Genomic DNA, 12564 nt, shown 5'->3' with positions numbered 1-12564 from the left:
TTATTTTTAAAGTGATACCATTGTTATTGAAGGTGAAGTGGGAATAATAATTAGGTAGGGAAGATAATTATAACTATTACAGGAGGATGAAATTATCATGTATAAATTATAATTTTCACTTCATATTTCTTGTAAATAGCCTATTATAGTCTTATAATATAAGTGCAGAAAACGATTACATAAAGAGAAAGGTGTGATCTTATGAAACGGTTTTGTTATCATCGTGAATTCTGGATGGACTTCCATTTCTGGATCTTGGTCTTGCTTTTAGCGGCTGTAGCTTTGACGATGCGGTCTCCGCTTTCGGTAGTTAGCCTGGCTTATCTTGCTTTTGTTGGGATTTTGATCCTTCTTCAGGTCTTTCAACCAGCTGTATCGACACGTCAGTATCCAGAAGGTAGCTACCACTTCAATTGGACCTTTTATCGGGATACCCGACTGTATATCAATCTCTTTTTATTAGCAGGTCTCTTGGCGGGCCCAATGGCTTCATCGGATATGGTCTATTGGATCTTGCTTGGAGCCGTCGTCGGTTCTATCGGCTTTGTATTTGTCGTAAAGGAAAAAGCGACTCAAAAGATGGCCTAGGGAATCACCATGTGTTAGATCTCTGAAACTAGTTTCAGAGATCTTTTTATTTTGCCCTAAAATGTGAAACTATAATCCGATTGCACGATTAATATTGTAAGCGCTTTAAAAATAGATTATAATCAATTTACAAGTACTCGAGTTGCCTTATTATCAAAGGAGAAGGAGTTATGTCAAAGATTACAAAAGATGAACTGATTGAACAAATCAAAGATGGCATCATTGTTTCTTGTCAAGCTCTCCCTCATGAACCGCTCTATACAGAAGCAGGAGGAGTCATTCCTCTCTTGGTCAAAGCGGCTGAGCAGGGTGGAGCTGTCGGAATCCGAGCCAATAGTGTCCGGGATATCAAGGAAATCAAGGAAGTGACCAAGTTGCCGATCATTGGGATTATCAAGCGTGACTACCCACCGGAAGAACCCTTTATCACGGCTACCATGAAAGAAGTCGATGAGCTGGCAGCTTTGGAAATCGCGGTTATTGCGCTTGATTGTACCAAGCGGTCGCGTCATGATGGGCTTTCGATTAGTGACTTTATCCATCAAGTCAAAGAGAAATATCCAGACCAACTCTTGATGGCTGATATTTCGACTCTGGAAGAAGGATTGACAGCTGTCGAAGCGGGAGTGGACTTTGTCGGAACGACCCTTTCGGGCTATACGGACTACAGTCCAAAGGTTGATGGTCCAGATTTTAAACTGATCCATAGTCTCTGCCAAGCAGGAGTAGATGTCATCGCAGAAGGCAAGATCCACTACCCTGATCAGGCCAAGAAAATCCATGATCTCGGGGTTCGTGGTATCGTCGTAGGTGGCGCCATTACCCGACCAAAAGAGATTACAGAGCGCTTTGTCGCAGCCTTGAAATGAGAAAACAAAACAGTAGATTGAAGGAGGAGGAGACCGAATAGAGAGTAGTCGAATCTGAAACAAGAACAAGAATAGGCGTCCTCATTGAGGATAACCCCCTGTAAGAGTAATCTTACCGCAAATTGTGAGGAGAAATCACATGAAAATGAAAAAAGTATTGTGCTCGTTGGTAGCTGGTGCAGCTCTTCTAGCACTCGCAGCTTGTGGCTCTGGCGGAGGATCAAAATCAGAATCTTCTGGTGGAAATTCTGGTAAAACAGAAATTACCTGGTGGGCATTCCCAGTCTTTACTCAAGAAAAAGCAGAAGATGGTGTCGGAACCTACGAAAAATCAATTATTGCAGCTTTTGAAAAAGCGAATCCAGATATCCACGTGAATTTGGAAACGATTGACTTCAAGTCAGGTCCTGAAAAGATCACAACTGCTATTGAAGCAGGAACTGCTCCAGATGTGCTCTTTGATGCGCCTGGACGGATCATTCAGTATGGTAAAAATGGAAAATTGGCTGATTTGAACGATCTCTTTACCGAAGATTTTGTCAAAGATGTCAATAATGAAAATATCATTCAAGCCAGCAAGGCAGGCGACACAGCTTACATGTATCCAATTAGTTCAGCACCATTCTACATGGCGATGAATAAGAAAATGCTCAAAGATGCAGGAGTGTTGGATCTTGTCAAAGAAGGCTGGACAACAGACGACTTTGAAAAAGTCTTGAAAGCCTTGAAAGACAAAGGCTACACACCAGGATCACTCTTCAGTAATGGTCAAGGTGGAGACCAAGGAACTCGTGCCTTCATTGCTAACCTTTACGGTGGTTCTGTTACAGATGAAAAAGTAACCAAGTATACAACCGATGATGCGAAATTTGTCAAAGGTTTGGAAAAAGCTTCTAAATGGATCAATGATGGCTTGATGATGAATGGTTCTCAATTCGATGGTGGAGCAGACATCCAAAACTTTGCGAATGGTCAAACTTCTTACACCATCTTGTGGGCGCCTTCACAAAACGGTATCCAAGCTAAATTGTTGGATGCAAGTAAGGTCGAAGTAGTAGAAGTGCCATTCCCATCTGACTCAGGCAAGCCAAAATTGGAATACCTTGTCAATGGATTTGCAGTCTTCAATAATAAAGATGAAAAGAAAATTGCTGCTGCTAAGAAATTTGTACAGTTCATCGCAGACGACAAAGAATGGGGTCCAAAAGATGTTGTGCGTACAGGAGCCTTCCCAGTTCGTAGTTCATTTGGTAAGTTGTACGATGACAAACGGATGGAAACCATCAGCACTTGGACAAAATACTACTCACCATACTACAACACAATCGACGGTTTTGCAGAAATGCGGACCCTATGGTTCCCAATGTTGCAATCTGTCTCAAACGGGGATGAAAAAGCAGAACCAGCTTTGAAGACCTTTACTGAAAAAGCAAACGAAACCATTACGAAAAAATAATCAGTCTATGAAGCGGACCTAAGTCTTTCATAGAAATGAGAATTTGCAGGCCCCTTCGAATCCGTATCTCTCTTTTTGGAATGGAACGAAGGGGTCTTCATTCTTTCTGGATCTTCTTTTCTTAAGTCGTAAGATATGTTTAGAAAAGAAAATAGAAAAAGAACACTAGGAGGTGCCTTACTGTGAAGGTAAACAAAATCCGAATGAGGGAGACACTCGTTTCCTACGCATTCCTAGCACCCATTTTACTCTTCTTTACGGTCTTTGTCCTAGCACCCATGATCATGGGCTTTGTGACAAGTTTCTTCAACTATTCTATGACATCCTTTAAGTTTGTCGGTTTAGAAAATTATTCCCGTATGTTTGCGGATAAGGTCTTTGTGAAGTCCTTGATCAATACCGTCATCATCGTTATCGGCTCGGTTCCGATCGTCGTATTGTTCTCCTTGTTTGTGGCTTCTCAGACCTACCATCAAAATGCTATTGCGCGTTCTTTCTATCGTTTCGTCTTCTTCCTTCCAGTTGTTACAGGGAGTGTAGCGGTAACGGTTGTGTGGAAATGGATCTATGATCCACTATCAGGGATTTTGAACTTTGTATTGAAATCTGGACATGTCATCAACCAAAACATTTCTTGGTTGGGGGATAAACACTGGGCTTTGATGGCCATCATCATTATTTTGTTGACCACTTCAGTTGGTCAACCGATCATCCTCTACATCGCAGCCATGGGGAATATTGATAATTCTCTCGTAGAAGCTGCGCGTGTGGATGGTGCGACAGAACTTCAGGTTTTCTGGAAAATCAAATGGCCAAGCTTGTTGCCAACAACTTTGTACATTGCGATCATTACGACCATTAACTCTTTCCAATGTTTCGCCTTGATCCAATTGTTGACATCTGGTGGTCCTAACTACTCAACGAGTACCCTTATGTACTACCTCTATGAAAAAGCCTTTAAACTCTCTGAATACGGTTATGCCAACACCATGGGTGTCTTCCTTGCGGTGATGATTGCCATTATCAGTTTTGCGCAATTCAAGATCCTTGGAAACGACGTAGAATACTAAAGAAAGGAGCCTCAGATGAAACCAACACAAAAGAAACCCATCACTGCCTTTACAGTGATTTCAACGATCATTTTGCTCCTTTTGACAGTCTTGTTCATTTTCCCATTTTATTGGATTTTGACAGGGGCCTTTAAATCTCAGCCAGATACCATTATGATCCCACCTCAATGGTGGCCAAAGACACCAACCATGGAAAACTTCCAACAGTTGATGGTACAAAACCCAGCCCTACAATGGTTGTGGAATAGTGTCTTCATCTCTCTAGCAACCATGCTTTTGGTGTGTATGACCTCTTCCTTGGCAGGTTATGTCTTGGCTAAGAAACGCTTCTATGGGCAACGAATTCTCTTTGCTATCTTTATCGCGGCCATGGCCCTTCCGAAACAAGTTGTCTTAGTTCCATTGGTACGGATTATTAACTTTATGGGAATCCATGATACCCTTGCAGCGGTTATTCTACCATTGGTTGGATGGCCATTCGGGGTCTTCTTGATGAAGCAATTTAGTGAAAACATCCCAACAGAACTCTTAGAATCTGCTAAGATCGATGGTTGTGGAGAGTTGCGAACTTTCTGGAGCGTTGCCTTCCCAATTGTCAAACCGGGATTTGCAGCCCTTGCCATCTTTACCTTTATCAACACCTGGAACGACTACTTTATGCAATTGGTAATGCTGACCTCTCGTCAAAACTTGACTATTTCACTAGGGGTTGCGACCATGCAGGCTGAAATGGCCACCAACTATGGCTTGATCATGGCTGGGGCAGCCCTAGCTGCAGTGCCAATCGTTACGGTCTTCCTCGTGTTCCAAAAATCCTTTACACAAGGGATTACCATGGGAGCGGTCAAAGGATAAGTCGTCTGCTTGGACAAACGATAGTTGTGTACAGATCGGTTTGCTAGGCTGAGAAGTATCGAAAGGATGAGAATATGATATTTGATGATTTAAAAAACATCACCTTTTACAAAGGAATCCACCCCAATCTGGATCAGGCCATTGACTTTCTCTATGAGCATTGGAAGGATTCTTTTGAATTGGGGAGATACGATATTGATGGGGATAAGGTCTTTCTCGTCGTTCAAGAAAATACCCTCAACAAAGCAGAAAATGATCGCTTTGAACACCACAAAAGATATGCCGATTTGCATTTATTAGTAGAAGGGCATGAGTTTTCGAGTTATGGATATCGTGTGACAGGTGAGGCTATCGCATTTGATGAAGCATCGGACATCGGTTTTGTCCATTGTCAGGAGTCTTATCCGCTTCATCTAGGCTATCATAATTTTGCGATTTTCTTTCCAAGGGAGCCTCACCAACCCAATGGCTATGCAGGGCAAGAAGATATCGTGAAAAAATATCTATTTAAAATTGCGATCGATTGATCACGTTTGAAAGGAGTGCCTATGTCATCTAAGGGGGCAGGATTGATCAAAACCGTTTTTAACACGGACAATGTAGTGATGCGTATCAGTGAGAAGGTTCTTGACTTGGTAACCGTTAATCTTTTATTTGTGCTAAGTTGTTTACCAGTTCTCACGATTGGAATTGCGAAAATTAGTTTGTATCAGACCTTATTTGCCATTAAGCACCAGCGTCGTGTTCCGGTGATTCGTAGTTATGCGAAGGCTTTTCGGGACAATTGGAAAATAGGCTTGCAACTAGGAAGTTTAGAACTGATTGTTGCAGGTATTTGTCTCTTTGATTTATTCTTATTTTGGGGGCAAACTTCCCTAGCTTTCCAAGCTTTGAAAACCATTTGTTTAGGCCTCTTTCTCTTTCTTGTGTTGATCTTATTGGCTGCTTATCCGATTGCAGCCCGCTACCAATTGGATTGGAAAGAGTGTTTGCAAAAAGCCATGATTGTGACAGGCTTACATTTTCCTTGGTTCTTTGTCATGGGAAGTGCTCTCTTTCTTCTATGTATGGCTCTTGCAAGCTCAGTTTTAGCTTTCCTATTGGGGCTTATGATCTTTTTCTTGTTCGGCTTTTCAAGCTTGGCTTTTGCACAAGTTGGATTAATGGAAAAGCTTTTCGCCCAGTACCAAGAATAAAATGAATTTATTAGTGACAAAAGGAGAAAAAATGTCTGATTTAAAAAAATATGAAGGAGTCATCCCCGCTTTTTACGCCTGCTATGATGACCAAGGAGAAATTAGCCCGGAGCGGGTTCGTGCGCTGGTAGAATATTTTATCGTGAAAGGTGTGCAGGGCTTGTATGTCAACGGATCCTCTGGCGAATGTATTTACCAGAGCGTGGCCGATCGCAAGCTGATCTTGGAAGAAGTGATGGCAGTAGCTAAAGAGAAATTGACCATCATTGCTCACGTAGCCTGCAACAACACCAAGGATAGCGTGGAATTGGCACGACATGCAGAAGAACTAGGGGTGGATGCCATTGCGGCCATTCCGCCGATCTATTTCCGCTTGCCAGAATACAGTGTGGCCCACTACTGGAATGAAATCAGTGCAGCCGCACCCAATACAGACTTTGTCATCTACAATATCCCGCAATTGGCAGGGGTCGCTTTGACACCGAGCCTTTACAAGGAAATGTTGAAAAATCCACGGGTGATTGGGGTCAAGAATTCTTCGATGCCTATTCAGGACATTCAAACCTTTGCTTCTTTAGGAGGCGACGACCACATTGTCTTTAATGGTCCAGATGAACAATTCTTAGGTGGCCGTCTCATGGGAGCGCATGCTGGGATCGGTGGTACCTATGGTGCGATGCCAGAACTCTTCTTGAAGCTCAATCAGCTGATTGCTGAGAAAGACTTAGAGACTGCGCGTGCCCTGCAGTTTGCCATCAATGACATTATCGGAGTCTTGACGTCTGCTCATGGCAATATGTATGCGGTCATCAAAGCGGTTTTGCGCATCAATGAAGGTTTGGACTTGGGATCTGTTCGCTCCCCTTTGACGCCAGTAGTAGAAGCGGATCAAGAAGTGATTCAACGTGCTGCTCAACTCATTCAGGACACAAAAGCCAGATTCCTTTGATCAAAGGAGGTCTAGATGAATCCATATGTTGTAATTGATATCGGAGGGACCAGTATCAAGTATGGTCTAGCCGATGCAAAAGGGCAACTCCTAGAGACCCATGAAATGCCAACGGAGGCCCAAAAAGGAGGACCTCACATTCTTAACACAACAAAGGAAATCGTAGCCCGTTATTTGAAGAAGCATCCCTTGGCAGGGGTTGCGATTTCTTCGGCCGGAATGGTGGATCCTGATAAGGGAGAAATCTTTTATGCTGGCCCACAAATTCCCAACTATGCAGGCACCCAATTCAAAAAGGAAATCGAAGAGACCTTTCAGATCCCTTGTGAGATTGAAAATGATGTCAACTGTGCCGGTCTCGCAGAGGTCACTACAGGCCATGCAAAAGGATCGAACAATGCTGTTTGCTTGACAATTGGGACAGGGATCGGCGGTTGCCTCTTGCTCGATGGTCAAGTCTTTCATGGCTTTAGCAATTCAGCCTGTGAGGTTGGCTATCTTCATTTGCCAGACGGTGCCTTTCAGGATCTAGCTTCAACGACGGCTTTGGTCGAGTATGTGGCAGAACATCATGGTGATCCTGTGGAACAGTGGAATGGTCGTCGGATCTTCAAGCGGGCAACGGAAGGAGATAAAATCTGTATGGCTGGAATTGATCGGATGGTGGCCTATCTTGGAAAAGGACTGGCCAATATCGTTTATGTGGTCAATCCAGAGGTCATCGTTCTTGGAGGGGGGATTATGGCTCAGGAAGCGATCCTGAAACCTAAAATCTATCAAACACTGTGTGCGGAACTCGTTCCTAGCCTAGCAGATAAGATCCGTTTGGAATTTGCCCACCATCAAAACGCCGCGGGTATGTTGGGGGCTTACTACCACTTTAGACAAAAACATGGAACATAAAACAAGTCGCGTTAGCGACTTGTTTTTGATTCATCAAAAAAAGCATGAAAGATGAAGAAAACCTGATCTTTCATGCTTTTTAAATAGGGAGACCATATTAAGATTTTCGAGAACGTTGACTAGAAAGCTTTTTGTTTTCCCAGTAGCTATTAAAGACAATTTCCTTTTGTTCTCGGCTTTTATTAAGGAAATGAGCATAGATCAAATCGACCACAATGAGGAGTGGTAAAATCGCAGAGATTCGATCGATATAGGTACTACTAGGAAGGGGTGCGGCCGGTAACACTTCTGTGAATCCTTGGTGGATAGCAGCAGGATTAGCGGTCACAAGAACCGTCTTAGCCCCTTTTTCTTTGGCATCCAAAAGACTGTCTGTAATGGAATTTGTGCTTCCTGATAATGAGAAACCGATGACTAAACAAGAGGAATCGAGAATACTGGTCGTCCATGTAAACCCATCTTGATCGGTTAGGGCTTCACAAACGACCCCCAGGCGCATAAAGCGCAATTTCATTTCTCGAGCGACTAAACCGGAACTACCAATCCCGAAGAAATAGACTCGGTCCGCTTGATCAATTAGTTCAGCTACCTGATCTAATTGGGAATCTTTTACCAGACTTTCAGTGACGTTACTGATATGGTGGTAGCGTTGCAAGACACTGAGAGTGAGTTCGTCATGCTCTTGCACCTGTTTTTGATTTTTGGTTTCTTCGTTAAAGTGATAGACAAATTCCCGATAGCCAGTGAAGCCACATTTTTGAGAGAAACGCGTTAAAGCTGCCTTTGAGACATGGAGTAACTCCGTTACACGAGAAGAGGACAGGGAGTGCTGTCGTGCTTCGGATGATAAAAAGTACTGGGCAATGTCGCGTTCCATATCCGTTAACTCAGCTTCGTGGCTGGCGATAATAGTGCGTAAATCTTGATCTTGTTTCACAGCAATCCTCCTTTCTCACGAGATGAAATAACAGGATGCTCCTATAATATATTACACATTATAACATGGGTAACCGCTTTATTCAAGTAAAAGCAAGTAAGAAATACTGAAACTAGGAACAGGATAGGAGAAAAGAAGAGAACGCTACCAATCTTGGCAGTTGGGCTTGTTGGTTGTCCACAATTTTCTGAAAATTCCCGGTTGGGCCTGAACAAACGATATGAATTGTGGTATAATTTAAGATAATTGTACTGTTGTTGGAAGAACAATAGTTGAATAAGGAGGTGTGACGATGTCGAATGCAACACTCGAGATGATGCAAGAGATCGAGCAAGCCGCTCAGGGCGTGATCGTAGGCTATGAAGCTCAAGTTGAACAAATCCGAACGGATTCACGCGATCGCCTTGCAACAGTGGCACAGCATTACGATGAGGAAACCAAGCAATTGGTCACAGAGGCAGAAAAAAACGCCCAGGAAAGACTCGTCTGTTTAACGAAAGATCTGGAAGAAACGGTTGCGCGCAATGATGCCAAGGTACAAGAGGCGATGACCGATAAACGAGCTAGGTTAGTTGAAGCCATTGTAGAAAAGGTGGTAGCAAGCTATGGCCGTTAGTCAGATGCAAAAACTGTCCCTCATCTTGCCCAAAGATGACTTGGACAGTCTCCTACTAGCGCTACAGTCTGAGGCAAAAATCCAGATTTATGACCTCAGTGAACAGGAAGAATGGCAGGCTGCCTTTGAGGCAAATACCTTGTCTCAACCCTTGACAGAGGACAATAGTCAAGCCTTGGTAGAGCTGCAAAAACGTCAAGAACAAGTTGAAAAAATGATTCAGACTCTAGAGCCCTACATGCCTGAGAAGAAGGTTCTGCAAGCTCTGAAGGAAGAACCCTTAAGCTTGTCTTTTGATGACTTGCAGGCTCACGGGATGATTCGAGACGAGGATCTTCTATTGACCAAGTTGAAACGCCAATTGCGCGTGTTAGACAAGGCTCGTCAGAAGATTGCGGATGCAAAGGGAGAGATAGAGCGCTTAGAAAAATGGCGACCGTTAGAGGTGACGCCAGCTGCCCTCGCTACTTTTCACTATGTGCATGGCTTGATCGGGACGATCCCAAATAGCGATACAGACGCTGTTCGTTCTTCCTTAAAAGCTCATCCTGAGCTGGAGTTAGAAGAAGTCTTTACGTCTGAAACCGAACACGGCTATGTCATCTTGTATCGTTCGGGAGATCGTGTAGCTGTTCAGGAGCTTCTAGAAGATCATGGGTTCAAAGAATTGGACTATGAAGAAGAGCAGGTCCCGGCCGTCTACTTGGATCGCCTAGAAGGGGAAATCAAAGAGCAAGAAGCTGTAGTTGCAGCAACCCTAGCCGAGTTGCAAAACTCCCAGAAGGAGTTGGACCAGCTCAAGTACCAGATGGATTACTTGTTGAGCTTGGGAGCTCGTGAGGAAGCCAAGGCGCTTCTTGCCAGCACGCAAAGCTTGGTAGCTCTAGAGGGTTGGATTGAAACATCCCAAGTGGCCTCATTACGAGACTTCTTGCAAGAAGGTTTTGGTTCTCGGGTCTTACTAGAGACACGCGATGTGACGGAAAAAGATTGGGATGACGTTCCGATCCAGTTGCGAAATAATGCCTTGGTAGAGCCTTTTGAATTAGTCACAGAGATGTACGCCCTACCTAAGTATTACGAGAAAGATCCGACACCGATCGTTTCTCTCTTCTACTTTGTTTTCTTTGGCATGATGGTCGCAGATATCGGTTATGGACTGTTGCTAACGGTGGCGACAGGCTTTGCCCTTAAAGCCTTCAAGCTCAAGCCTGGGACAGCGAAGAACCTTCGTTTCTTCAGTCTCCTCGGAATTTCAGTTGCCCTTTGGGGTGTGGTCTATGGCTCTTTCTTTGGATTTGAGATGCCTTTTGCCCTGATCAGTACGACCAGTAACGCCATGACCATCCTGATCCTCTCAGTGGTCTTTGGTTTTGTCACTGTCTTAGTGGGACTGTTCCTAGGGGGGATGAAAAATATTCGCCTCAAAGACTACACGGAAGCCTATAATGCTGGCTTTGCTTGGGTCTTGATCCTACTTGGTTTAATGCTTCTAGCAGTAGGCAATATCTTGCCAGGGATGAGCCTTCTAGTTCCGATTGGCAAGTGGCTGGCTATTTTGAATGCCATTGGGATCTTGATTGTTTCCATTGTCAGTGCCAAGAAGTTGTCCGGCCTAGCCTCTGGTCTCTTTAACCTCTACAATGTTAGTGGCTATGTTGGAGACTTAGTCAGCTTCACCCGTTTGATGGCCTTGGGCTTGTCTGGAGCGAGTATCGGTTCAGCCTTCAACCTCATTGTCAATCTCTTTCCACCGCTTGGACGGTTTACGGTAGGGCTTCTGCTCTTTATCGTCCTACATGCCATTAATATGTTCCTGTCCTTCTTGTCAGGATATGTGCATGGAGCCCGTTTGATCTTTGTGGAGTTCTTCGGTAAGTTCTACGAAGGAGGAGGCAAACCATTTCGTCCTCTCAAACCTTCTGAACGCTATATTAAAACAAAAAAATAAGTATTATCTTTAATAAATAGGAGTATATTCATGGAATCTTTAGCATCATATTTTTCAGCCCATGGGGGCGCCTTCTTTGCAGCATTTGGTGTGGCGATCGCCGTTGCACTTAGTGGAATGGGATCTGCCCTTGGGGTTGGTAAAACGGGTCAAGCAGCAGCAGCGCTCTTGAAAGAACAACCTGAAAAATTTGCCCAAGCCTTGATTTTGCAATTGTTGCCAGGTACACAAGGTTTGTACGGTTTCGTTATCGGGATCTTGATCTGGTTGCAAATTAAGCCAGATATGCCACTTGAAACAGGGGTTGCTTACTTCTTTACAGCTCTTCCAGTTGCGATCGTTGGTTATTTCTCAGCCAAACACCAAGGAAATGTTGCGACAGCAGGGATGCAAATCTTGGCCAAACGCCCTGAAGACATGATGAAAGGGGTTATCCTTGCGGCCATGGTTGAAACCTACGCCATCTTGGCCTTCGTTGTGTCCTTCCTATTGACCCTACGCGTCGGCTAAGAGCTAGCTTTGATGGATTCGCCTCGCGAGGCGAAAAACACAAGACGCATGCAATAGGAGAAAAAACGATATGGATGAACAAACCCAATTAAAGGATTCGATCTTGGCACAAGCCCACGAAAAAGGGCGTAAACTCTTAGAAGAGGCCAAGGAAACCATCCTAAAAGAAGAGACTGCGCAAGAAGAGCGTTTGATTCAAGATAAACTCAATCAACGCTCCGAGCAGCTCAAGCGGATTCAACGTCAATTGCAACGTGAAACCCAACAAATCGAAAATAAAAAACGCCAATCAACCCTTGTCACCAAGCAACGAGTCTTAAAGGATCTCTTTGCAGATGCTTATGAAGCGATGGTGGCTTGGCCCCTTGAAAAGGAAATGCAGTTTGTAGATGCGGTCTTAGAGCGCTATCAGGGACAAGTTGTGACCCTGACCTTTGGGGCAGTGAGCGCTGCTAAATTTGATTCAGCAGCTCTTGAGAGATTGAAGCAGACGCATCAGAATGTGACAGTTGCAGATGCAACGATCCCAGCTCAAGCAGGCTTTGTCCTGTCGGTTGAGAAGATTGATGACAACTATCTCTACCGTGATTTGGTGGATTCCATTTGGGAGCAAGAAAGCTATCAGATGGCAGCCAGCATTTTCACAGATGAAGAGAACTAGGAG

General features: G+C 44.1%; 14 protein-coding genes. 13 read left to right on the top strand and 1 reads right to left on the bottom strand.

Going from position 1 to position 12564, the window contains the following annotated elements:
• Nucleotides 1–201: 201 nt before the first annotated feature.
• The 9 genes from AC6IZR_RS00425 (at nucleotide 202) to AC6IZR_RS00385 (ending at nucleotide 7886) form a co-directional block, all read left to right on the top strand.
• Nucleotides 202–588: a hypothetical protein gene (locus tag AC6IZR_RS00425; protein ID WP_049498134.1), complete on the top strand. Its 387-nt coding sequence runs from the start codon at nucleotides 202–204 to the stop codon at nucleotides 586–588.
• 170 nt (nucleotides 589–758) lie between these two features.
• The gene (locus AC6IZR_RS00420) at nucleotides 759–1457 is read left to right on the top strand and encodes an N-acetylmannosamine-6-phosphate 2-epimerase (RefSeq protein WP_049498133.1); all 699 of its coding nucleotides are present in this window, start codon (nucleotides 759–761) and stop codon (nucleotides 1455–1457) included.
• A gap of 139 nt (nucleotides 1458–1596) precedes the next feature.
• The gene (locus AC6IZR_RS00415) at nucleotides 1597–2913 is read left to right on the top strand and encodes an extracellular solute-binding protein (protein ID WP_013904413.1); all 1317 of its coding nucleotides are present in this window, start codon (nucleotides 1597–1599) and stop codon (nucleotides 2911–2913) included.
• 182 nt (nucleotides 2914–3095) lie between these two features.
• Nucleotides 3096–3983 (top strand): carbohydrate ABC transporter permease, encoded by an 888-nt coding sequence (locus AC6IZR_RS00410; protein WP_013904414.1) that lies wholly within the window; start codon nucleotides 3096–3098, stop codon nucleotides 3981–3983.
• 15 nt (nucleotides 3984–3998) lie between these two features.
• The gene (locus AC6IZR_RS00405; RefSeq protein WP_003002334.1) at nucleotides 3999–4838 is read left to right on the top strand and encodes a carbohydrate ABC transporter permease; all 840 of its coding nucleotides are present in this window, start codon (nucleotides 3999–4001) and stop codon (nucleotides 4836–4838) included.
• Nucleotides 4839–4912: 74 nt separating this feature from the next.
• On the top strand, nucleotides 4913–5365 hold the full coding sequence (locus tag AC6IZR_RS00400) for a NanQ anomerase/TabA/YiaL family protein (protein ID WP_347102175.1): 453 nt from the start codon (nucleotides 4913–4915) through the stop codon (nucleotides 5363–5365).
• A gap of 21 nt (nucleotides 5366–5386) precedes the next feature.
• A complete protein-coding gene (locus AC6IZR_RS00395; RefSeq protein WP_195915561.1) occupies nucleotides 5387–6034 on the top strand; it encodes a DUF624 domain-containing protein in 648 nt (215 codons plus the stop codon).
• A 31-nt stretch (nucleotides 6035–6065) separates the two neighbouring features.
• Nucleotides 6066–6983: a dihydrodipicolinate synthase family protein gene (locus AC6IZR_RS00390; RefSeq protein WP_497848575.1), complete on the top strand. Its 918-nt coding sequence runs from the start codon at nucleotides 6066–6068 to the stop codon at nucleotides 6981–6983.
• Between the two features lie 15 nt (nucleotides 6984–6998).
• Nucleotides 6999–7886, top strand: coding sequence for an ROK family protein (locus AC6IZR_RS00385; RefSeq protein WP_013904418.1), 888 nt, complete (start codon nucleotides 6999–7001; stop codon nucleotides 7884–7886).
• A gap of 97 nt (nucleotides 7887–7983) precedes the next feature.
• Here AC6IZR_RS00385 and AC6IZR_RS00380 read toward each other — a convergent pair whose 3' ends face one another.
• Entirely contained in the window at nucleotides 7984–8823 is an 840-nt protein-coding gene (locus AC6IZR_RS00380; RefSeq protein ID WP_021154218.1) for a MurR/RpiR family transcriptional regulator, read from the bottom strand.
• A 292-nt stretch (nucleotides 8824–9115) separates the two neighbouring features.
• Here AC6IZR_RS00380 and AC6IZR_RS00375 point away from each other — a divergent pair, with 292 nt between their 5' ends.
• The 4 genes from AC6IZR_RS00375 to AC6IZR_RS00360 all read left to right on the top strand — a co-directional run bounded on the left by AC6IZR_RS00375 (nucleotide 9116) and on the right by AC6IZR_RS00360 (nucleotide 12561).
• Nucleotides 9116–9439: a hypothetical protein gene (locus AC6IZR_RS00375; RefSeq protein WP_497848574.1), complete on the top strand. Its 324-nt coding sequence runs from the start codon at nucleotides 9116–9118 to the stop codon at nucleotides 9437–9439.
• Nucleotides 9429–11390, top strand: coding sequence for a V-type ATP synthase subunit I (locus tag AC6IZR_RS00370; protein ID WP_497848573.1), 1962 nt, complete (start codon nucleotides 9429–9431; stop codon nucleotides 11388–11390). The genes AC6IZR_RS00375 and AC6IZR_RS00370 overlap by 11 nt, the downstream gene beginning before the upstream one ends.
• A 30-nt stretch (nucleotides 11391–11420) precedes the next feature.
• Nucleotides 11421–11900, top strand: coding sequence for a V-type ATP synthase subunit K (locus tag AC6IZR_RS00365; protein WP_003009435.1), 480 nt, complete (start codon nucleotides 11421–11423; stop codon nucleotides 11898–11900).
• Nucleotides 11901–11970: 70 nt separating this feature from the next.
• A complete protein-coding gene (locus tag AC6IZR_RS00360; RefSeq protein WP_101770961.1) occupies nucleotides 11971–12561 on the top strand; it encodes a hypothetical protein in 591 nt (196 codons plus the stop codon).
• Nucleotides 12562–12564: the final 3 nt, after the last annotated feature.

The sequence above is a fragment of the Streptococcus mobilis genome, assembly GCF_059727625.1.
This window is presented reverse-complemented; position numbering and strand designations above follow the sequence as displayed.

Excerpts from the sequence above, each read along its gene's own strand:
- AC6IZR_RS00425 (WP_049498134.1), top strand. The coding sequence starts at position 202 with ATGAAACGGTTTTGTTATCATCGTGAATTCTGGATGGACTTCCATTTC.
- AC6IZR_RS00390 (WP_497848575.1), top strand. The coding sequence starts at position 6,066 with ATGTCTGATTTAAAAAAATATGAAGGAGTCATCCCCGCTTTTTACGCC.
- AC6IZR_RS00370 (WP_497848573.1), top strand. The coding sequence starts at position 9,429 with ATGGCCGTTAGTCAGATGCAAAAACTGTCCCTCATCTTGCCCAAAGAT.
- AC6IZR_RS00415 (WP_013904413.1), top strand. The coding sequence starts at position 1,597 with ATGAAAATGAAAAAAGTATTGTGCTCGTTGGTAGCTGGTGCAGCTCTT.
- AC6IZR_RS00400 (WP_347102175.1), top strand. The coding sequence starts at position 4,913 with ATGATATTTGATGATTTAAAAAACATCACCTTTTACAAAGGAATCCAC.
- AC6IZR_RS00420 (WP_049498133.1), top strand. The coding sequence starts at position 759 with ATGTCAAAGATTACAAAAGATGAACTGATTGAACAAATCAAAGATGGC.
- AC6IZR_RS00365 (WP_003009435.1), top strand. The coding sequence starts at position 11,421 with ATGGAATCTTTAGCATCATATTTTTCAGCCCATGGGGGCGCCTTCTTT.
- AC6IZR_RS00360 (WP_101770961.1), top strand. The coding sequence starts at position 11,971 with ATGGATGAACAAACCCAATTAAAGGATTCGATCTTGGCACAAGCCCAC.
- AC6IZR_RS00385 (WP_013904418.1), top strand. The coding sequence starts at position 6,999 with ATGAATCCATATGTTGTAATTGATATCGGAGGGACCAGTATCAAGTAT.
- AC6IZR_RS00405 (WP_003002334.1), top strand. The coding sequence starts at position 3,999 with ATGAAACCAACACAAAAGAAACCCATCACTGCCTTTACAGTGATTTCA.
- AC6IZR_RS00375 (WP_497848574.1), top strand. The coding sequence starts at position 9,116 with ATGTCGAATGCAACACTCGAGATGATGCAAGAGATCGAGCAAGCCGCT.
- AC6IZR_RS00395 (WP_195915561.1), top strand. The coding sequence starts at position 5,387 with ATGTCATCTAAGGGGGCAGGATTGATCAAAACCGTTTTTAACACGGAC.